Origin of the sequence: Pontibacter sp. E15-1 (genome assembly GCF_022601975.1) — a bacterium.
In the GTDB taxonomy this organism is placed as follows: domain Bacteria; phylum Bacteroidota; class Bacteroidia; order Cytophagales; family Hymenobacteraceae; genus Pontibacter.
Genome location: NZ_JAKVIR010000043.1, coordinates 16155 through 36999, shown reverse-complemented (window position 1 = coordinate 36999; position 20845 = coordinate 16155). Strand labels below are relative to the sequence as shown.

At 53.3% G+C, this 20845-nt stretch carries 20 protein-coding genes and 1 pseudogene; 5 read left to right on the top strand and 16 right to left on the bottom strand.

All coding sequences use genetic code 11. The features are described 5' to 3' along the window. The 4 genes and pseudogenes from MKJ04_RS21895 to MKJ04_RS21880 form a co-directional block, all read right to left on the bottom strand. Positions 1 to 237, bottom strand: a pseudogene (locus MKJ04_RS21895) (radical SAM protein); the annotation flags it as partial. Between the two features lie 3 nt (positions 238 to 240). Further along, complete coding sequence (locus tag MKJ04_RS21890; protein WP_241644206.1) at positions 241 to 579, bottom strand: arsenosugar biosynthesis-associated peroxidase-like protein; 339 nt, start codon at positions 577 to 579, stop codon at positions 241 to 243. 471 nt (positions 580 to 1050) lie between these two features. After that, the gene (locus MKJ04_RS21885; protein ID WP_241644205.1) at positions 1051 to 1890 is read right to left on the bottom strand and encodes an anti-sigma factor domain-containing protein; all 840 of its coding nucleotides are present in this window, start codon (positions 1888 to 1890) and stop codon (positions 1051 to 1053) included. Then, positions 1883 to 2437 carry an RNA polymerase sigma factor gene (locus tag MKJ04_RS21880; protein ID WP_241644203.1) on the bottom strand — a complete coding sequence of 185 codons (555 nt, stop codon included), beginning with the start codon at positions 2435 to 2437 and terminating at the stop codon, positions 1883 to 1885. The genes MKJ04_RS21885 and MKJ04_RS21880 overlap by 8 nt, the downstream gene beginning before the upstream one ends. Before the next feature lie 205 nt (positions 2438 to 2642). Here MKJ04_RS21880 and MKJ04_RS21875 point away from each other — a divergent pair, with 205 nt between their 5' ends. After that, positions 2643 to 4007 (top strand): NAD-dependent succinate-semialdehyde dehydrogenase, encoded by a 1365-nt coding sequence (locus tag MKJ04_RS21875; RefSeq protein WP_241644201.1) that lies wholly within the window; start codon positions 2643 to 2645, stop codon positions 4005 to 4007. Positions 4008 to 4296: 289 nt separating this feature from the next. On the opposite strand, the gene MKJ04_RS21870 is transcribed toward MKJ04_RS21875, so the two are convergent. From MKJ04_RS21870 to MKJ04_RS21855, 4 genes are all read right to left on the bottom strand, one after another. Beyond that, on the bottom strand, positions 4297 to 5061 hold the full coding sequence (locus MKJ04_RS21870) for a YdcF family protein (RefSeq protein ID WP_241644199.1): 765 nt from the start codon (positions 5059 to 5061) through the stop codon (positions 4297 to 4299). A 139-nt stretch (positions 5062 to 5200) separates the two neighbouring features. Next, positions 5201 to 5422 (bottom strand): DUF2905 domain-containing protein, encoded by a 222-nt coding sequence (locus MKJ04_RS21865; RefSeq protein ID WP_241644197.1) that lies wholly within the window; start codon positions 5420 to 5422, stop codon positions 5201 to 5203. 119 nt (positions 5423 to 5541) lie between these two features. After that, positions 5542 to 6156, bottom strand: coding sequence for a hypothetical protein (locus MKJ04_RS21860; protein ID WP_241644195.1), 615 nt, complete (start codon positions 6154 to 6156; stop codon positions 5542 to 5544). 12 nt (positions 6157 to 6168) lie between these two features. Further along, positions 6169 to 6996 carry a metallophosphoesterase family protein gene (locus MKJ04_RS21855; protein ID WP_241644193.1) on the bottom strand — a complete coding sequence of 276 codons (828 nt, stop codon included), beginning with the start codon at positions 6994 to 6996 and terminating at the stop codon, positions 6169 to 6171. 271 nt (positions 6997 to 7267) lie between these two features. On the opposite strand from MKJ04_RS21855, the gene MKJ04_RS21850 reads away from it, so the two are divergent. Continuing rightward, positions 7268 to 9703 carry a type IA DNA topoisomerase gene (locus MKJ04_RS21850; RefSeq protein WP_241644191.1) on the top strand — a complete coding sequence of 812 codons (2436 nt, stop codon included), beginning with the start codon at positions 7268 to 7270 and terminating at the stop codon, positions 9701 to 9703. Positions 9704 to 9786: 83 nt separating this feature from the next. Here the strand turns inward: MKJ04_RS21850 and MKJ04_RS21845 are convergent, their stop codons facing one another. Next, entirely contained in the window at positions 9787 to 10188 is a 402-nt protein-coding gene (locus MKJ04_RS21845; RefSeq protein WP_241644189.1) for an Ig-like domain-containing protein, read from the bottom strand. A 515-nt stretch (positions 10189 to 10703) separates the two neighbouring features. Here MKJ04_RS21845 and MKJ04_RS21840 point away from each other — a divergent pair. Together MKJ04_RS21840 and MKJ04_RS21835 are read left to right on the top strand one after the other, a co-directional pair. Further along, positions 10704 to 11639: an SWFGD domain-containing protein gene (locus tag MKJ04_RS21840; RefSeq protein ID WP_241644187.1), complete on the top strand. Its 936-nt coding sequence runs from the start codon at positions 10704 to 10706 to the stop codon at positions 11637 to 11639. A gap of 219 nt (positions 11640 to 11858) precedes the next feature. Beyond that, the gene (locus tag MKJ04_RS21835; RefSeq protein ID WP_241644185.1) at positions 11859 to 12467 is read left to right on the top strand and encodes a porin family protein; all 609 of its coding nucleotides are present in this window, start codon (positions 11859 to 11861) and stop codon (positions 12465 to 12467) included. Between the two features lie 110 nt (positions 12468 to 12577). Here the strand turns inward: MKJ04_RS21835 and can are convergent, their stop codons facing one another. The 4 genes from can to MKJ04_RS21815 all read right to left on the bottom strand — a co-directional run bounded on the left by can (position 12578) and on the right by MKJ04_RS21815 (position 17048). Next, entirely contained in the window at positions 12578 to 13204 is a 627-nt protein-coding gene (gene can, locus MKJ04_RS21830; RefSeq protein WP_241644182.1) for a carbonate dehydratase, read from the bottom strand. A 62-nt stretch (positions 13205 to 13266) separates the two neighbouring features. Beyond that, positions 13267 to 14838 carry a SulP family inorganic anion transporter gene (locus MKJ04_RS21825; protein ID WP_241644180.1) on the bottom strand — a complete coding sequence of 524 codons (1572 nt, stop codon included), beginning with the start codon at positions 14836 to 14838 and terminating at the stop codon, positions 13267 to 13269. Positions 14839 to 14976: 138 nt separating this feature from the next. After that, on the bottom strand, positions 14977 to 16368 hold the full coding sequence (locus MKJ04_RS21820; RefSeq protein ID WP_241644177.1) for a sensor histidine kinase: 1392 nt from the start codon (positions 16366 to 16368) through the stop codon (positions 14977 to 14979). Continuing rightward, entirely contained in the window at positions 16365 to 17048 is a 684-nt protein-coding gene (locus MKJ04_RS21815) for a response regulator transcription factor (protein WP_241644175.1), read from the bottom strand. Before MKJ04_RS21815 ends, MKJ04_RS21820 begins: the two co-directional genes overlap by 4 nt. Positions 17049 to 17182: 134 nt before the next feature. On the opposite strand from MKJ04_RS21815, the gene MKJ04_RS21810 reads away from it, so the two are divergent. Further along, on the top strand, positions 17183 to 18085 hold the full coding sequence (locus MKJ04_RS21810) for a cation diffusion facilitator family transporter (RefSeq protein ID WP_241644174.1): 903 nt from the start codon (positions 17183 to 17185) through the stop codon (positions 18083 to 18085). A gap of 191 nt (positions 18086 to 18276) precedes the next feature. Here MKJ04_RS21810 and MKJ04_RS21805 read toward each other — a convergent pair whose 3' ends face one another. The 3 genes from MKJ04_RS21805 to MKJ04_RS21795 all read right to left on the bottom strand — a co-directional run bounded on the left by MKJ04_RS21805 (position 18277) and on the right by MKJ04_RS21795 (position 20359). Next, complete coding sequence (locus MKJ04_RS21805) at positions 18277 to 18636, bottom strand: DUF1801 domain-containing protein (RefSeq protein WP_241644173.1); 360 nt, start codon at positions 18634 to 18636, stop codon at positions 18277 to 18279. A gap of 190 nt (positions 18637 to 18826) precedes the next feature. Continuing rightward, the gene (locus MKJ04_RS21800; protein WP_241644172.1) at positions 18827 to 19471 is read right to left on the bottom strand and encodes a DsbA family protein; all 645 of its coding nucleotides are present in this window, start codon (positions 19469 to 19471) and stop codon (positions 18827 to 18829) included. Positions 19472 to 19579: 108 nt separating this feature from the next. Continuing rightward, on the bottom strand, positions 19580 to 20359 hold the full coding sequence (locus tag MKJ04_RS21795) for a glucose 1-dehydrogenase (RefSeq protein WP_241644171.1): 780 nt from the start codon (positions 20357 to 20359) through the stop codon (positions 19580 to 19582). Between the last annotated feature and the right edge of the window lie 486 nt (positions 20360 to 20845).

Sequence of the window (20845 nt, the reverse complement as noted above, 5' to 3'; positions counted from 1 at the left end):
CGGGCCGGCGTCCACGTGGCAGTGCTTGCAGGTCTGGTTGCACATCTTGCCCATGTTCACCTGCAGGATGCTGGTGCTCGTGGGGCGCAGCGGGAAGAGCCCTTGCGCGCGCAGCTTACCGGCAAAGGCCGGGAACTGCTCCCCCTGGCTGCTGGGCTGCTGCAGCACATCCAGCTGAATGAGCGGGTCGGCGTAAGCGTGTTCTTGTTTCTGAAGGGATTTTATGGTCCAAACCATACCTTACATTGTCAACTCTTTAATCTTGTTCATCATCTGGACCCCATGCACCAACGCTGCGCCGCCCTTGATAGCCGCCGCCACATGCACAGCCTCCATCATCTGGTTTTCGTCGGCCCCTTTTTGCAGGCAATCTGTGCTGTAGGCGTCGATGCAATACGGGCACTGCACCGCATGCGACACGGCCAAGGCGATCAGGGCTTTTTCCCGCTCGGTCAGCGCCCCTTCTTTAAACACTTCTCCATAATAGTCAAAAAACTTGCGGCCCATTTCGGGCTGCAGCTCTGATATGTTGCCAAATTTCGATAAATCGGCTGGGTTGTAATAGCTATTCTTGTCCATGATAAGTAGGTATTTCAGATTGGATATGTATAATCAGACGGCGGTTACGAGCAGTTCAGTCCAGCTATCTGCCCTTCAGAAAATAACACAATAGCGCAACACCTTCTGTCAAGGCGAATTGGGCGCTATATCAGCAACCCAAAGATGGCCACTTTGTTAGGACAAACCCAGCAAACAACCACTTTTCAGGTATAAAAACTTGTGTTTTCCCTTCTTAGCCAGGGCTGGCCTCACGTTGCTACATAGCATAAATTGAGCCATGACTTCCTTTGATCAAAATTGCATTGATTTTTCAGGGCAATGCCCTTCTTTGGATGTTGTCCCTTCTTTCCGCGCAAACCCAGGCAAGTTAGCGACCACTCTGTCTGGCAAGCAAAAACGCACTACCTGTAATCGCTGTAGCGAAGCAGGTAGTGCGTTTTTGCTAAATTGGTAGCAGCCATAGCGTTACTTATGAGCGCACAGCCAAATCTAAGATTTCACCTCGCCCATCACGTAGAGTTGCTCCAGGTTTGGGGAGGCGCTTCCGCCGCTTGGTTCCAGGGTAACAGCGAATGCCTGCGCGGCGCCTATCCCTTTCATCGGCTGCATGGCAACGGCATTGCCGTTTTCCATCCGGATCATACCCGCGTCAATGGGGTTGCCATCCAACAGCGCCCAAAGCTGATACTGCATGCCTGTAGGCGGGGCTGGCAATTGCACGGCGTCTACGTATACCTGTTGCTCAGCGGCATTCCAGTATACCATCATGTTGGCATCCGGGTGTGCCTCCACGCCCTGCAGCCGTATGGAGCGCATATCGGAGTTGCGCAGCACCTGCAGTATCTGGCTCTGCTGATCCAAGCGATAAGAGGCCGTCTGGTAGTTCTGCGCCATGGTTTGTTCCATGGCAATGGCCTGTTCCAGCTTGGCCTCGGCGTTTTGCCAGTTGCTGTAAAAACGGATGCTCATAAAGCCTGATATGAGAAACAGGGCAATACTGGCGGCAAACATCCATTTATACGGAGTGCCTTCCTGTGTAGTGTCTGGATATAGAGGCCGTACCGGCTGCGTAGCTGCAAGTGGCGTCTCGGTGGTTACGGCTGTTTGCGCACGGATCTGGTCCATCAGCCTGGCTTTGAGGCTGGTGGCAGGTTGCACGGCATGCGAGGCGGCATATTGCTCCATTACAAGGCAGGCTTCCTCCAGTGCGGTCTGCACTTCGGGAGAGGCCTCGGCCATACGCTCCACTTCCAGCCGCTCCTCCTCGCTTAATGCACCAGCGGCATAAAGTTCCAGTATCCCGGACGTTATATAGTCTTCGTTAGTCACGTCCCTTAAATAGTTTTCCTAGTGTTTTGATGGCGCTTCTGGCCCTGGTCTTCACGGTGCCCAATGGAATGTCAAATTCCTCGGAAATCTCGCTCTGTGTCAGCCCCTCAAAGTACATCAAATCGATTATCTGCTTTTGTTCCGGGCTAAGTCTCTCGGTGATTTCCCGCAGGCCGATGTGCTCTGGCTTGAAGGAGGAAGTACCGTAAACAGCTCGGGGTGCAGTGGGTATTTCCCTTGTTTTCTGACTTACGCGATATTGCTTTGACCGGATTTTATCGATGGCCAAATTTCTACACACGTTGATCATCCAGGTAAACAGTCTGCCTTTGGACGAGTCGTAGCTCTGGAAAGAACTCCAGATCTTAACAAAGGCTTCCTGAAGCACGTCTTCGGCCGTCTCGTCTTCTTTCACGATCTGCAACACCACTCCAAACAACGTAGGGCTATACATGTCGTACAGCACCGACACAGCTGATGCGTCCTGAGACCGAAGGCGTAGTATCAGTTCCTCTTCAGAAATGGTTTTGATGGGTTGGTTTTGCACTATTTTAGATAAAGGGGCATGGCCTGAAAATGCAGGCTCATAAAATTAAGTAATATTTCGGAAAACTAATCTTTTAACTTATCTGAACTCAAAAGGTTATCTTAAAACCTATGGAACAGCGAAAGAAAATGTGCGTAATCGTGCGCCGCCCCAACGCGTATACCAATTCCATACCCCTGACACTAACCTATAAACTTACTGAGCAATGGCAATAGAATCGATAAACCCGGCCACGGGGGAAACGGTGAAAACATTTGACCCCCATACCCCCACCGAGGTAGAACAAAAAGTCCAGGCTGCCCACAAGGCCTTTGGGCTTTGGAAAAAAACCGGCTTCGAAGAACGGGCCGGGCACATGCGCAGGCAAGCCGACATCCTGGAAAACGAGGCAGAACGGTATGGCCGCATCATCTCCCTGGAAATGGGCAAACCGCTGAAAGACGCAGTGGCTGAAGTAAAAAAGTGTGCCCTGGCTTGCCGCTACTATGCCGACAACGCCGCCTCGTTCATGCAAGACGAGGTCATCGAGTCTGAGGCCTCGCGCAGCCTCATCGCTTTCGAGCCGCTGGGCGTGGTGCTGGCCATCATGCCCTGGAACTTTCCTTTCTGGCAGGCATACCGATTTCTGGCCCCGGCGCTGATGGCTGGCAATGTCGGGATTCTGAAGCATGCCTCCAATGTGCCGCAAAGTGCGCTGGCCATTGAGGAGATCGTGCGCAAGGCAGGCTTCCCCGATAATGTGTTCCAGACCTTGCTGATTGGGTCCGGTGACGTGAACGCCGTGATTGAGCACCCGCTGGTGCAGGCCGTTACCCTGACGGGAAGCGAAGGGGCTGGCGCGCAGGTGGGCGAAAAAGCCGGACAGCAGATTAAGAAAACAGTGCTGGAATTGGGCGGAAGCGATGCGTTTATCGTGCTCGAAGACGCCGATCTAGAAAAAGCCGCTGAGGTGGCGGTGAAGTCGCGGATGGTGAACTCGGGGCAAAGCTGTATCGCGGCCAAGCGCTTTATACTGGTAGCGGAAATCGCCGACGCGTTTCTGGAGAAGATGAAGGCCAGGATGCAGGCGCTGAAAACAGGCGACCCGCTGACCGATGACTGCGACTATGGCCCCATGGCCCGGAAGGACCTGGCAGAGGAACTGCAACATCAGGTGACGCAGTCTGTGGAGCGAGGTGCCGAAGTGGTGCTGGACGGTGGACGGGTAGACGGGGAAAGCGCCTATTTCAAGCCCATGATCCTGAAGAACGTAAAGCCCGGTATGCCTGCCTACGAGGAAGAGATGTTTGGGCCTGTCGCAGCTGTCATCGTCGCGAAGGACGAGGCCGATGCCATACGGATAGCCAACGACTCCCGCTACGGCCTGGGCGGCGCCGTCTGGACGCAGGACACTGAGCGCGGATTGCGTGTGGCCCGACAGGTGGAGACCGGGGCCATGTTCATCAACGCCATTGTACACTCTTCCCCTGAGATGCCGTTCGGCGGCATCAAAAAATCAGGGTATGGCCGCGAACTTTCCTACCTGGGCATTCGGGAGTTCGTGAACCAGAAAAGCATCTGGGTGGGGTAATCTAAATGACTGGTTGGTTAAATTGTTGTATGGCTGGTGCTTCGCCAAATTAAAAATTAGAAATGAGGCATAAAAGCCGTTGCTATGCATATAAAAATAAACGCTAATTCTGATAATCAAATTGGTCGAGCACTAAATAGAAGAATCGGATAGTGTGAGGCGGATGCAAAATGGGTATGAAAATCAAGCCCCAATAGGCCATCGCTAAATATTCTTTATTTAGCAGCAGCCATATAGCAATTTAACCATCTAGCAGTTTAACCATCTAGCAGTTTAACCATTCAGCCATTTAACAATACCCCAGCATCTTGTAAATCACGAATCCGCTTACCTCGTGCACGAGCAGGTGCCAGTTGTCAAAGGCATTTATACTGGGTATGATACTTTCGTCGGGGGTATAGCGGCGCTCGTTGCTGTAAAAATCTGTGCTGAAGGCATCCACGTCTACGCCCGCCTTGCGGAAGCAAGCCACGGAGCGACGCATATGAAACGCCGAGGTTACCAGCAGCACCTGCTGCCACTCCGGGTGGCGCGCCAGTGCTTTGGCTGTGTTCACGGCGTTCTCATGGGTGTTCCGGCTGTTCCCCTCGGTTAGAATGTCGCGCTCTGGCACCCCAGCCATCAAGAGTATCTTCTCGATTTGCTCTGCCTCCGGCACATGCTCGCTCAGGATGCTGCTTGTGCCTCCCGAAATCAGGAACTTGTCGATTTTGCCGAGCCGGTAAAGCTGAAGCGGATGCAGGAATCGGTCTGCCCCCTTGGATGTGTGTATGCGGTCCGAAATGTCTTCGCGGTATGAGGTGACACCCGTCAGGATGACCGCCACATGATGGTGGTTGGTATTTTGCACCGGCACCGCGCTTACCTCCCACGCCCGAAAGGCCTCATTGGCCAGAAAGGGATTGGAGAACACAAGCAGCAGCACGATCGCAGCCAGCAGGCTATACCGTTTCCACCGCAATGAATTCATAAAAAGAGCCAGAAAAAGCAGCAGCAGCACCCAAATGAGGGGCATCAACAGAAAGTCAATCGTTTTGGATAAAATGAAGAACATCGCCTGGAGTTTATAAGAAACGCAGCAGCAATCCATCAGAGCTGTCCTTTGCGGACAAACCTCTAGGAAACGCCAGCTTCGCGTTGGCAAGATAAACAAGTATGCCGGAAGCTAAAAACGCCCGTTCCTTCTGGCACTGCTAGAAAAACTTGCGGAACAGCCAAAGCAACAGAGAGAACAGGATACTGAGTAGCAGCATGCTGGCAATCGGGGCATAAAAGCGCATATTTTTCCGCTCTATCCGGATATCGCCGGGCAGGTGGCCAAACCAGCTGAATTTATCTCCTGCCAGCCATACCACTAGCCCAACGAGCACCAGCAGCACGCCAAGCAGCACAAGCATTTTACCGAGAGGAGGCATCTTTTATATATGAGCTGTCGAGGTATAATCGAATGTATAAACTGGTACGCGCACAGCCAAGCGGTGGATTGAGCAGGTATGACTCAAGCATTCCGAACCAGCCATGCTACCATTTAACCTTATCTGAAACTGGCGCGCAGGCCGACATCAAAACTGACGATATCCCAGGCCGTCAGCGACTTGTCCTTTACAACGGAGGTAACGATCAGATCATACGTGCTGACATCGCCATACAGGCTCAGTTCCCGGAAGTTCCTGCTGTTAGGCAGACTGTAGTTCAGGGCCGGGCCGAGGCTGCCCGTCAGGCGCAGGCTGCTCGTCCACCAGTAATAGTCGTTGGTTGGGTAGGTATTAGACCAGTTTGTGGAGAACTGACTCCTGAAATAATAACTCAGCCCAAGCCCGAACCGGAGAGGTGTCAGCGAAAAGTTGTTCTTCAGCGGAACCTTGCGGAATGGCTTGTATACCCCTTTCAGGGTGAGTATATGAAGTTTCTCCTCCGCCTCAAATTCTGGCACATACCCGTAAAACAACTCAGCGTTCAATTTGTCGTGGGCAAAGCTGTAGCTGGGCGCTACCGCAAACATGCCGATGTTGCCTGCAAACTGCAGCGTTACCGCGTCCGGGGCATACCACTTGCGGGCTGTGGCGCTGCTGATCTCCGTGTTTTGGGCCTTGCTAAGGTATGGGGCCGCCAGAAGACACAGCAGGAAAAGGGCTTTATGAAAGTTCATGCGGAAGGGGTCCTAAAAGATAGTGCGTTCGAAGGTTACTTGGCTGCCGATCACGGTAAACACCAGATACTCGCGGTCCTCGGCGGCGGCCGTTTCTACGAAAGGCACTTTCCCGTCAGGGGATATATACTGGTTGAAGCTGTGGTTGTGGCCATGCAGCGAGTACCGCACGCCATACCGGCTGATCAGTTGATGATACCGGTCCGACTTCTCGGGGCCAAACTCAAAGTTTTTCGGAGGGATATGCGACAGCACGAAAATGTTCTCGTAACCGGCTGCGGCAACGAGCTCTTTCTCAAGCCAATCAAGGTCAGGCGCCTGCTTGTCGAACTCGATGTAATTGGTGTTCAGGAGGATAAACTTGCTGTTCCCGACGGCGAAGCTAGTATTAAATTCCCCATACATCGCCCTGAAAGCCTGCTGCCCGTTGTTCACGGCATCGTGGTTGCCGATCACGGCCACGTAGGGCACGCCGATAGTCTTCATATCCTGATGAATGAGCTTGAGTTCTTTGGCCAGACCGAAATCGGTTAGGTCGCCGCCTACGAGCGTGAAGTCTACGTCGCGGCGCGCCCGGATGTGCTTTGCCATGGCTTCGTTTTCCTCATAAAAGCCCTGCAGGTCCGCCGTCAGGATAAAACGCAGGGTATCGGAGGGCGAGATGCCAAGCGACTCGATTTTGGCGATGTTGCGGGTGTTTAACTCCTTTTCGTCGTCGGCCAGCCGGATTTCATAGGGGCTGTACTCAAACTCTTCGCAGGCTGGTGCAACCAGAGCCAGTAGCAGACAGGCAATCCATACCCGGGCGGACAGGTTAGGCAAGGGTAACTTTTTAAGCATTTTTTGTTTTTAGGGCAATTTCTAATCTGTAATACCAGATACCCCATGCGAATGTTTCGGGCGTGTATCGCAAAACCTCCTTATATTCAAAAAAAATTATATAAATAGAGTCAGATACTGTAATAAACCCTCCTCCCCCGAAGTATACGGGCCAGAGATCGTTTATGAGAAGGCGCACCCGGTAGAGGCAGATAATAGGGCCTGCACCGCGCAACTTAGCCCTGAAAATCGTAAATTTGGATTCTGTTGGCAACCCTAAATCCCCGAATCCTTGAAAGTATGCATTGCTGAGAAACCGAGTGTAGCCCGTGAAATTGCCCTTGTGATTGGCGCAAAATCCAGAAAAGACGGCTATTATGAGGGTAACGGCTACCAGGTCACCTGGACTTTCGGCCACTTCTGCACCCTGCGCGAGCCCGACGATTACCGGCCCGAGTGGAAGCGCTGGAGCATGTATGACCTGCCCATGCTCCCTGAGCGCTACGGCATCAAGCTGATCAAGAACAAGGGTGTGGAGCAGCAGTTCAACGTCATCAAAAAGCTGCTGGCCTCCGCCGACGAGGTGATCAACTGCGGGGATGCGGGCCAGGAGGGCGAGGTTATACAGCGATGGGTATTGACGGAGGCCAACTACCGAAAGCCTTTCAAGCGCCTCTGGATCTCGTCGCTCACCGAGGATGCCATCCGGCAGGGCTTTGCGCAGCTGCGCGAGGGCTCGGAGTTCGACTCGCTATACCAGGCAGGCAAGAGCCGCGCCATCGGCGACTGGCTCCTGGGCCTCAACGCCACCCGTCTCTTCACGCTCAAGTATGCCAACGGCAAGCAAATGCTCTCCATCGGCAGGGTGCAGACGCCCACGCTGGCCATGCTGGTAAACCGCCACCACGAGATCGCGAACTTCGTGCCCCAACCATACTGGGAGCTCAAAACCGTGTACCGCGACACCACCTTCTCCAGCACCAACGGCCGCTTCCAGAAAGAGGAGGAGGCCCAGAAGATTCTGGACGCCATTCGGGAGGCGGAGCTCACCATCACCGATGTGGAGATCAAGAAAGGGACCGAGTCCCCGCCCAAGCTGTTCGACCTCACCTCGCTGCAGATCGAGTGCAACAACAAACTGAGCCTGTCGGCAGACGAGACCCTGAAAACCGTGCAGAGCCTCTACGAGAAAAAAGTAGTCTCCTACCCGCGCGTAGACACCACGTTTCTGCCCGACGACATTTACCCCAAGATCCCGGGGATACTGAAAGGCCTGAGCAGTTATACCCAGGAGGTGGCCCCGCTGCTGCAAGCCAAGATCAGGAAAACAAAGAAAGTCTTTAACAACAATAAAGTCACCGACCACCACGCCATCATACCTACCGGGGCCGCCGCAGGAGGTCTGTATGGCCGCGAGGGAGATGTGTATGATATCATTACGCGCCGGTTCATCGCGGCCTTTTACCCCGACTGTATCGTGAGCAACACCACCGTGATGGCCGAGTCGGCGGGGTATAGCTTCCGGGTGCGGGGCAAGCAGATACTGGAGCCGGGCTGGCGCGTGATCTATGGCGCTGAGGACGTGAAGTCTGCTGACGCACCCACTGGCAAAGACGGGAAAGAGGAAGAAGAGGCCGCCGGGGTGCTGCCCAATTTTGAGAAAGGGGAGCACGGGCCGCACGAGCCGCTCCTGGACAAGAAGATGACCAACCCGCCGAAGGAGTATACCGAAGCGACTTTGCTCCGCTCTATGGAAACCGCGGGACGTCAGGTAGAGGACGACAAACTGAAGGAGGCACTCAAGGAGAACGGCATCGGCCGCCCCTCCACCCGCGCCGCCATCATCGAAACGCTCTTCAAGCGGCAGTACATCCGGAAGGAGAAGAAGAAACTGGTGCCCACCCAGATGGGCGTCGACCTGATCGGGGTGATCCGGAACCAGACCCTCAAGTCTGCGGAGATGACAGGGCAGTGGGAGCGCAAGCTGCGCCAGATAGAGGGTGGCGAGTTTCAGGCGGCGGACTTCCTGCAGGAACTGCAGCAGTTTGTCATCAGCCTGGTGCAGGAAGTAAAGTACGACCACGCAGCCACCGTGACGCTGGAACCGCAACAGCAGGAAGCAAAAGCCGCTAAACCCGGCAAAAAGACAGCCGCCGCGGGTAAAAAGGAGCCTGCGGGACCCGGGCTTGGCCCCTGCCCTGCCTGCCAGCAGGGTCACATCCTGAAGGGCTCCAAGGCCTTTGGCTGCAGCCGGTATAACGGCGGTTGCCAGTTCCTGATTCCGATGGAGCAGCATGGCAAGACGCTGACAGAAAAGCAGGTGCAGGCCCTGCTCAGCAAAGGCAAGACACCGCTCATCAAAGGGTATAAAGATGCGGCAGGCAATAGTTTCGACGCGGTGCTCAGACTAGACACTGCCCAACAGCTTGTGCTGGAGAAGGCAGAGAAAGCGCCCGACGCGGATCCGTTTGCGCTGTGCCCACGCTGCAGGCAGGGCAGCCTGCTGAAAGGGAAAACAGCCTACGGATGCAGTCGTTTCCGGGAGGGGTGCCGGTTTTTGGTACCGTTTGTTATGGGGGGCAGGCAACTAAGCGAAAAGCAGCTGGCGGCGCTGCTCCTGAAAGGGTCTACCCCAAAAATCAAAGGCTTTGTCTCTGAGAAAACCGGAGAGCCTTTCGATGCCGCCCTCACCCTAAACGAGCAGTGGCAGGTTGTCTTTAAGTTCTAGCCACGTACTTCGCCTTTTATATGCCAGAGGGGGCAAAACATTGCTGTTTTGCCCCCTCTGTTTCTATGGTATGCGAGCCGCTGTTACTTTACGTTAAACGCGACCTCTTTTTCAATGAGGTTGGTGCGCTTGTCTTTCGCGCTGATTTTAAGGGTATAACTCCCGGGCGTGATGTTATCCAGGGCAACCAGGGTATCAAACTCAACCACCGTTTTATGCGGGGCAACTGTGAAGTCTAACAAGGCCTTCTCGCCCTGCACGCCAGACACACTAAAATTAATGTTCTCCACCTCATCCTTATCAACCACCGTCACATATACTTTCAGCCCCTGCGAGGTTGTAATGTTCTGGTTCACTGTCGGGTTATTGATCGTTAGACTCGGCTTCGAACCGTCTGGCTGCAAGTTTCCCTCCTCAAACAGATCCTCACAAGACGAGAGCAGGCAAATGGCTGCCATAGCGGCAAACGCGGTTTTAAATTTCATACAGTTGGCTAAAAGTTTGTGTGCAGTTTCTGCCGTTGCTATTTTGTACTTTTCCCAATACACCCCTGGGCAATCAACTTGCTATAAACTGATTAGCAAAATTAAAAACATTATCTTTAAGTCAAACTACTTGTACAATTTTTTTTCTAAAAAAAGGTTTGTCCCTCCCCTACTCAGCACCTTATAATCAATCATATAACTTAAAATCATACCTCCTGATCCTAATACCTAAGTCAAATTAAGATTATACAATTAAATCACCATTTAGATATAGTGCAATTTGTACCAACACAACCCTACCAACCTGGGTATAAAATAAATTGAACTAAATTATAATTCGATCAGATGAACGCGCAGTCAGAAACCAAGAGCATGAATACAAATATTTGACAGTCATACAATTAACTTTCAAATCATAACTTAAAGCGGATTGAGCCGTAAAAAAGCACACTTAAAAGGCATTGCCCTGGTGATGCTTTTCCGAATCTTTTTTTTAACTATAAACTTCGTAAATCATGAGAAGCTATGAGAATTCGGGCTACAACCCGTATAACAGTAATGAATCAAACCAATCCAGAGGATCTGCCAGAAACTACTATTCCGGCGAATATGACTTAACAAACCGTGACCGTGGGGCTTACAGCTCAAACTCAAACAGAGGCGGCGGTGGTTTTGGCTCAGGCCGTGACTCATATGCCTCTTCCGGCTACGGCGGCACATCGTCTTATGGCGGCGGGTCAGCTGGTTCCAGTAACTACGGCTCATCCAGCAACCGCTTCGACAACGACCGCAATAACTACAGTGGAAGCGGATCCAGCTACGGATCTTCCAACAACCGCTTCGATAACGACCGCAACAACTCTAATTACGGCTCATCCAGCTACAGAAACCGCCACGACAACGATAACGACTGGTGGGATAAAACCAAAAACAAAGCGGAGAACACCTGGGACAGAATGACCCACGATGATGATGACCGTGATTACAGAAACAGAAATTATGGCTCTTCCGGGTCTAGCTATTCGGGGCGCTATGGCTCCGACCATGACCACGACTATGACTCTTCCAGAAGGTATGGCTCGGGCAGCGGCTACGGTTCATCGGCTGGCAACAGCGCCACTTACGGTACAGGCTATAATACCTCTAACTACGGCACCTCTTACGGCTCATCAAGCCACGACAGAGACCGCCACTTTTCAGACAGCGACCGACATCGCCACGACGATGACCATGAACGTGGGTTCTTTGATCGTGCAGGAGACGAGGTAAAATCCTGGTTCGGTGATGATGAGGCTGAGCGCCGAAGAAGAGAAGACGAAATGCACGAGCGTCAGCATCAGAACCGCCATGACAGCGACCGCCAGCGCTATGGGAGTAGCTCCTACGGAAGCACCAATAGCGGACCTCCCTACTCTTACGGATCATCTTCGAAGAGAGATTATGAGTGGTAGTAACTCCGTTGGCCGACCTTATACGTATGGGTTTCATTGGTAAATCTGCGTAGTGTTTTCGGCCGTATGGCACAAACAAAAAACCCGTTGCGATGCAACGGGTTTTTTGTTTGTGCCATATTCATGAACTTTGCTCCCTATATTTGCAACTCATTTGGCTGCCATACACGTATGCCATCCGAGTTTATACTATCCATATTTATACCCAAAACTATCCAGATGAAGAAGACACTGCTAATCGCACTGTTTGCGCTCGCCTCCACGGCTGGCTTTTCGCAGCGCATTGGCCTGAAAGGCGGCGCCACGTATTATACCTTTGCAGGCGACGACGCCAAAGACTACGAATACCGCACCGGGTTTACCGCCGGCCTGATGCTGCAACAGCACATAAACGAACTGGTGGGAGTACAGGTAGAGGCGCTTTATACCTCCAAAGGAGCAAAAATTGACTCGCGCTCAGGCAGTAACGAAATCACAGAATCGTATCGCCTGAACTATGTGGACGTACCACTGCTTCTGCACCTGGCGTCTAACGGCTTTTTTGTGGATCTTGGCCCTCAGGCATCGTTCATCGCGAAGGCCCGGCAAGTACGGGAGCTAACTTCCGGCACTAATACAACTACCTCTAAAACAGATGTGACGGACCATCCCTATACCGTGGATTTCGGGTATGTGGCTGGGCTGGGTTACCGCGCCTCAAACGGCGTCGGGTTGGAGTTGCGCTACAATGGCGGCCTGAAGAAAGTGTACGACGAAGGCCCCTTTGTGGGCAAAGACCGTAAGAACGCTGGTTTTAACCTGATGCTGAGTTACTTTGTAGGGCACTAAAGCACAGAATGCATTACCGCAGAAACAGCGAAGCCCCGGCCATTAGGCCGGGGCTTCGCTGTTTCTGCGGTAATGTGAAGCGTCTCGCTTAGGCTGTCCGCTTCAACTGCTTATTTCGGTTCAGTGGCGTAAATGTACTCAATGTCCTTAAAGGTTTCAGCAGTCACCTCAAGGTTTCGGAGCAGGCCCTCTTTGATATCGTATACCAGACCGTGCAGTTTGGGCGGCTGCTCAGAATGCATGGCATTCTGGATGATGGAGGTCTTGGACAGGTTATGCACTTGCTCGATCACGTTTAGCTCAACCAGCCTGCGCAGACGCTGCTCCTCATCGTCAATGCCCGAGATTTCGCTCTCATGCAGGCGAATCACGTCTTTTATGTTGCGCAGCCAGTTGTCGATCAAGCCGAACTGCTTATTACCCGCAGCAGCAGCTACCCCGCCACAACCGTAATGGCCGCACACAATAATGTCTTTCACCTTCAGCACCTCCACAGCATACTGCAGCACTGACAGCAGGTTCATGTCTGAATGCACAACCAGGTTAGCGATGTTGCGATGCACAAACATCTCGCCTGGTCCTGTTCCGGTAATCTGACTAGCCGGTACACGGCTATCAGAGCAGCCAATAAAAAGGTACCGTGGCTCTTGGCCTTTTGCCAGCTTCACGAAAAAGTCCTTGTCTTCGGCTTTTTTCTCTGCTACCCACTTCTTATTGTTCTCAAATATCTTTTGCATCGTTTCTCTGTTTATAAAACTCAATTTAAGATTTTCAAATTTTTATATGCCCATGGAAGGGCCTAGTGCATGTCCATCACCTCAACCTCCGGCACGTTGTGCACCTCCACGACAATGTCGCGCTCGTGTGCCGTCTTTTTAAACTCATGGATAGCCTCCATCACATCGTAGTCTATATAGGCTGAGTTCTCTCCGTCGATGATCACGTGGCTGTGCGGCGGCAGCTTGTCCAGGGTTGTGATGATACTGGCCTTGTTCAGGAACGACACGTGCTCGCTTAGTTTGATACGGATAACGTCTTTCTCAGGATGGTCCTCTCTGTGGTAAAAGTAAGGCGACTTGTAGTTCGCTTTCAGAATATAGAAGATACCTACGGCCAGCCCGACGCTGATACCAATCAGCAAGTCTGTGAACAGGATCGCAAGCACCGTCACGATAAACGGCACAAATTGCTCGTGGCCCAGTTTAAACTGCGTTTTGTAAAGAGCAGGGCGGGTTAGCTTATACCCCACCACCAACAGCACCGCCGCCAGCGCCGACAGCGGGATCAGGTTCATGAACTCAGCTATCAGCAACACCGACGATGCCAGGAAAAGACCATGCACAAAGGCCGAAACCTTCGTTTGCGCGCCGGTAGCCACGTTCGTGGAACCCCGCACAATCACGGCCGTCATGGGCAAACCGCCCAGCAGGCCCGCCACTATGTTACCGACACCCTGGGCCTTTAGCTCACGGTTCGTGGGCGTGCGGCGTTTGTGAGGGTCTAGTTTGTCAATCGCCTCAACACTCAGTAGCGTCTCGAGGCTGGCCACAATGGCAATCGTGAAAGCAACGATGTAGAGCTGCGGGTTACCAAGCTGATCCAGGCTCAGAAAGTCCAGCTGCTCTGTTAGGCCTGAAAACCCGTCGATGATGGGCAGACTCACCAGGTGCGTAGACGCCACCGCCAATTCTGGCACAAAGTTAACGAACAGGTAATTGGCAATGATAGAAACCAACACAGCCACCAATGCGCCCGGCACCAGCCTCAGCACTTTATTCTGCTTGATAGAAGGCCGGTCCCATACCAGCAGGATGGTCAAGGCGATAACCCCGATGATTAAAGCGCCAAGCTGGATGTTCGAGAAGGTATAAGCCAGTTCCGAGAATGTGTTGCGCCCATCGGGCTGGAAAAAGCTAAACTCACCGAAAAAGTCTTCGTCAGCACCCATGAAATGCGGAATCTGCTTCAGGATCAGAATTAATCCGATAGCCGCCAGCATCCCCTTGATAACCGAGGAAGGGAAATAAAGCCCGATAACTCCGGCTTTCAGGAAGCCCAGCACCAGCTGCAGAAAACCAGCGATCACAACAGCCAACAAAAATGCCTCATATGAACCCAGCGTTTCGATACCGTTCAGCACAATAACGGTAAGTCCGGCGGCAGGACCGCTCACGCTGAGCTGCGAGCCGCTTAGCCAAGAAACCAACACACCGCCCACAACTCCTGTTACGATACCTGCAAAAAGCGGGGCCCCGGAGGCGAGCGATATCCCCAAACACAGGGGAAGAGCCACAAAAAAGACAACCAGGCCTGCCGGAATGTCCTGTGAGAGATGGGCTAAATAAGAGGGATTATACTGTTTATCTTTCATAATTTTAATTTCGTCTTGCCCCTATACCTGCTTCGCGCACGCTACAGCTAGACGTATGGCACACCTTAAGTTTATACCCACAAACATAGGGATGCAACATTAAGGCCGGATTAAAGCGAAATTAAAATGAGATTAAAATCAGCTATAATTAGGTATAAATCGATAGGCCTGCGGTAGCCGGATGATTACCTCCGTGCCTTCATTGATGATGGAGTTCACAGTGATTGAGCCGCTGTGTAGCTTCAGGATGCGCTCGGCAAGCGGCAGGCCTATGCCGTGCCCCGTGATGTTGCGGGCGTTGTCTGCCCTGAAAAAAGGCACGAACACATGCTTCAGGTCTTCCTCTGAAATACCCAGCCCACGGTCCTGCACCTGCAGCGCCACATCCTGCTTGCCCACCACGATGCGCCCCGTGGCCACCTTGCCCGATGGCGAGAACTTCACGGCGTTCTCCAGCACGTTGAGCACGGCGATCAGGAGGAGCGCCTCGTTGCCGCGCACCACCAGCCGGTCCTCCTCATCCGGGAAGTTGGCGAAGTCAATGTCGATGCGGGCGTCGGGCCGCCGCTTCAGGGCCTGGTCGCGCGCCATCCATACCAGCTCGTCGAAGCGCAGGTATGTCTGCGTGATTTTGGAGGTGTCGATGCTGGCCTGGGCAATCTGCAGCAGCCCGTTGGAGAGGTCTGCCAGCAGGCGGGCATCCTCCAGCGTCGACTGCAGCACGCGTTGGTACTCTTCCGGCTCGCGCGGCTTCATCAAGGCCACGTCCAGCTCCCCGATCATGGCGGTAAGCGGGGTGCGCAGCTCGTGCGAGGCGTTGGACACGAAGGTGCTTTGCATCTCAAAGGCCAGTTCGAGGCGGTCCAGCATGTTGTTAAAGGTCTGGGCCAGCTCGGATACCTCATCCTGCCCCTTGTCGTTGCTGAGGCGGCGGCTCAGGTCCCTGGCGCTGATCTGCTCCACCTCCTGCAGCACTTTTATGATCGGCAGCATGGCCTGCTGCGAGAAAGCCCATCCTGCCACCACCACCACCACCATCGACCCGAAGAAGCCCACGATCAGGATGACTTTCAGGTGCTGCAGCTTGCGCAGGCTGTAGGCATCCACAGAGGATGCCAGCACGATAAAGTCGCCCTGGTTGTCGGGGTAGTATACGCCTACCACCTGCCGCTCGTGCGCGTCGTACTGCAGCATTTTTTTCTGGCTAATCTTTGCAAGCAATGCCGGTGTCACGCCCAGATCCCCCTCCCCCTTCGAGAAGATCAGCTCCCCGTCGGTTCGGTAGATCCGGATGGCCTCATACGGCAGTTCCTGATAATAGCTGATCTGGTTGAGCCGTCGCTGCTTTGGCCCCACCTCGTCTGCCTCCAGAATGTGCCGGGCCACGATGGTGGTGCGTCGGCGGATGCGCGTATAAAAGTCGTCCTGGCGGTAGAGGGAGGTGAAGTAATACACCACCAGCGAAAACAGAAGCAGGATGAAGGCAAAAATACCGGCAAACTGCAGCGTGAGCTTTGATCGGATCGTCATGCGTTGCTCTCCTCTTTCAGCACATACCCCATCCCTACCAGGGTATGGATCAGCTTGGTGTGGTGCGCTTTGTCTACTTTCTTGCGCAGGAAGTTGATGTATACGTCGATCACGTTACTGCCTGTGTCGAAGGACGTTTCCCATACCTGCTCCGTGATGTCCACGCGCGAGACCACCCGCCCCCGGTTGCGCATCAGGAAATGCAGCAGCGAAAACTCGCGGGCAGTCAGGTTGATGGGTTTGCCCGCCCGCAGCACCGTTTTCCTGGTCAGGTCCAGCTCCAGGTCGGCCACGCGCAGCACCTCACCGGCGGGCACCTCCGCGCCACGGCGCTTGAGCGCCCGTATGCGGGCCAGCAGCTCCTTAAACTCAAAGGGCTTTGTCAGGTAATCGTCGGCGCCTGCGTCGAGCCCGGTTATTTTGTCGTCGGTGCTGCCAAGCGCGGTCAGCATCAGGATCGCGACCGTGGTGTTGTGCTGCCGGATCTGGCGGCAGACGTCCAGCCCGCTGATGTTGGGCAGGATAACGTCCAGAATCACCAGGTCATAGTCGTGCTGCAGCGCCAGCCGCACCCCAAACGTGCCGTCATAGGCCTGGTCGACTTCGTAGGTCTGCTCTTCCAGGCCTTTCTTGATAAAGGAGGCAACCTTGGGTTCGTCTTCTACAAGTAATATCTTCATGGGTTGTCAGGCAATATACTGGGCCCCGCTTTGTTTACGGAAGTTGCGCCGGGTGCCGCTATGGCAAAGATACCACGCAGGGGCAAAATCAGCAGTTTATATATCCCCCGGCTTTTCTTTTCGTTTGACTACCTATGGCACACGAGCACCACGATCATACAGGCCACCATCACCATGGGGCCAGCGACAATATAAAGGTAGCATTCTTCCTCAACCTGGGGTTCACGATTCTGGAAATCTTCGGGGGGCTGTGGATCAACAGCGTCGCGATTCTCTCGGACGCCCTGCACGATCTGGGTGACTCACTTTCGCTGGGGCTGGCCTGGTATTTCGAGAAAGTGGCTAAGCGCGGCCGCGACCAGCAGTTCACTTTCGGTTACAAGCGGTTTTCGCTGCTGGGTGCAGTCATCAATTCGGTGGTGCTGCTGGTGGGTTCTTTCTTTGTGCTCTCCGAGGCCATCCCACGCATTTTTAACCCGGAGCCAGTCAACGCCGTCGGGATGATGGGGTTTGCCGTGCTCGGCATCGTAGCCAACGGGGCCGCCGTGTTGCGGCTGAAGGGAGGCGACTCTCTGAATGAGAGAGTGGTGCGGCTGCACCTGATGGAGGATGTGCTGGGCTGGGTAGCCGTGTTGCTTGGCGGTATCGTGCTGTATTTCTTCGACTTCCCGGTCATCGATCCGCTCCTGTCTGTCGGCATCACCCTATACGTGCTGTACAACGTGGTGCGCAACCTGCGTCAGAGCATGAAGATCCTGCTGCAAGCCACGCCGCAGCACATTGACCCAAAGGAAGTAGAAAAAAGGCTGGTGGAGGTGCCCGACGTGCATTCCATACATGACCTGCATATCTGGACGCTGGACGGCAGCTATAACGTGCTGACGCTGCACGCGGTGGTGCCGCCCGCATTGCAGGTGGAGCAGACAGAAGCGCTAAAGAAACGCATGCGCTCTGCCATGGCCGATCTGGACATCCAGCATGTGACCGTTGAGCTGGAGACCACTGAGGAAAAGTGCAGCCACGAGGGCCCGCTTTAAGATACTGGCCAGCAGGCAGTACATACCCGCACCCCAAGGTGAATTTCTGGAAGTCTCCCTTATGCGGCTCGCCGGGTCACACCAGACGTATGATTCAGGAAGCTGGCGCTGGTCGTTTCCCCCGAAAGCCACCGCCAGCCCTAAAAGCTGTCTGTTGTTATACCTCAGTCGGCTTCCCCAAAGCCGCTGCCCTAATTTTGGTTCAGGTGCACCGCCTCGCGGATCAGGTTGCCAAAATACTCTTCATCAATGTCCTCCAGTGTCCGGATTTTGATGTGCGGATTCTGGCCGTTGCGGCTTACCAGCCTGCGGTGCGGGTCCGACAGCTCTTTCCCCCTGAAAAAGCCGAAATGGATGCCGCTGCGCGAGGAAGCAAAGTAGCAAACTGGCCCATAGAAGAAATAACAGGCGCAATCCCAGCGCACGCTCTCTTCCAGGTGGGCCACTGATCCTTTGATGATGCGCCTGACTGCTAAAGCCAGTTTTTGCTTCTCGGGCGCCAGGGAATTGATGTACTCATTTACTTGGTTGGTTGATGTTCTGCTACGCATAATATAAGGTGTCTGTCAGGAACTGTCGCTTAATCATGTAATATAATGATATTTTAATATATACATTAAAACGGCCTTTCAGGTTTACCTATTCTGAGATTATTTTTAGCTTTACTAAATAATAATTCACACTGACTATATAAATAATACCGCTTAACCCAAATACAGCAAAACGGGCTGTTAAGCCACTTTACGTCTTCGTTTGCGCCAGTGCCTGAAGCAGGCGTTGTTCCAGGTTATGCAGCGGCACATACCCATCCGCCAATTTCTCAAACCCTTGCTTTGTCTGCAGAAACAGGCTTGGGAAGGTATCCGCTCCTAGCTCATCCACATAATCAAATTCCTCTTCCAGTTGGCGCATAATCTCGTCTGACTCAAAAAGCGCCAGAAACAGATTCTCCCTGATGCCAAACAGCCCCACCAGGTGCACCAGCACCGCCGTGTCTTTAAGGTCCAGGCCGTCGGCATAAAAGGCAGAGTGAAACGCCCGCAGCACCTCCAGGGTCAGGACGGGCCGCAGAAGCCGCACACAAAGCAGGGCACGGCAAGCAGGCTCGGTATTGTACACAAAGTCTGCCCGTGTAAAAAAGCGGAAATCGAATGGGAGATAGGCCTCTTCCTGCACGCGGTGCCAGCTCACGGCCATACTGCCTTTTTCCTGGCGACTGAGCGGCTCGGCGGCGGTTGCCTGCACATCACCGAAGCATACCTTCACCTTCAGCCGCCCGTGCCAAAGCGCATGCAGGCGGCGCACCACCGGCGTAAAACCATAGCACCAGGCGCACATGGGGTTGGTGACATATAGAAGTATGGGGGCAGGAGGCGCGTGCATCATACATGTCTTGTCTTGGTTGAACTGTTTTACCGCAGCCCGTGACTTAGAGTTGTGTGCGTGGCAACAATGAGAGCCGCCTCCATGGCTGGCGGAGACTCCAAATAGAGCTTAACTATAAATCATTCTCACGGTCATACCCCCGTCGATGGTGAGCGTTTGCCCCGTTATGAAACCGGCTTTATCCGAGCAGAGAAACAGGGCCGCCTCCGCGATATCTTCGGGCATACCTACCCGCCCGACAGGGTGCTGCTCCTTGTCGTGGGCAGCGTGCTGCGGCGTGTGCCGCCGGCTTTTCTTTTGCCACTCCCCCACCTCGATCCAGCCGGGCGCAATGGCGTTTACCCTAATGCGCTCAGCGGTAAGGCTCACTGCCAGCGAATGCGTGAGGGCCTCCAGCCCACCCTTCGAGGCGGAGTACGGAAAGGTGTTGGGCTCAGACATGAAGGCGCGCGTGCTGGAGATGTTCAGAATGGCTGGGTGTTCGGCTCTTTGCAACAGTGGAAGCGCATATTTGGCACAGAGCAGCGGCCCCCGCAGGTTCACGGCCAGCACCCGGTCAAATTCGGCCATCTCCATCTCTTGCAGCGATCCTACGAACGGGTCTGCTATACCAGCGTTATTCACCAGGGCATCCAGTTGGCCATACGCTTCGGCTACCTGGCGCAACAGTGCGCTCACTTGTTCTTCAGAGGCCACATCGCATGGAATGTACTGTGCCTGAAGGTTCTGTTTGGAGAGTCGCTGCAGTGCTTCCGCTCCGGCTTCAGCGTCTTTATCAGCCAGCACGACCCTGGCTCCTGCTTGCGCGAAAGTCTGCGCCATACCCAGGCCTATACCCTGCGCACCGCCCGTAATCAATACAGTTTTAGCGGTATAATATTCTTTCATTAGTAGTATAGCTTGTAATTTTGAATAGACAACCTGATAACGCCTTGTGGCAGGAAATATATGTATTAACTGTTTATATTGAGAGTACCCGATGGCTTTTATCTCCACGCCCGTGGTATGTGTCTCCCGGAAAAACCGGGAACATAATGCTACAACCTGGATTTGGGATACATACAATCGGTATAAAGAAAGCTGTTCCCTGTTACTTAAGATTATATTTATTGTGTTGGTTTAAATAGCATGATGCTTATAGCAGGTAAATGATTGGTTTTTTGCTTTAGAAATGCATGTTGTTCTGCGCATTATCCTTCTGTTTATGGTTCGTAATGTGCCTGATGGATGATTGCCCATATTTTATTTGCCATTCTTGACTATCTTAAAGCTGTAGCAGTGAGGACAATAAATCTGGATTCGTAGCACACATCCTTTTCTAACAACTCTCTGCTGTTTTTTTCTCCATTATACTTTTTAAAGCACCATCATATA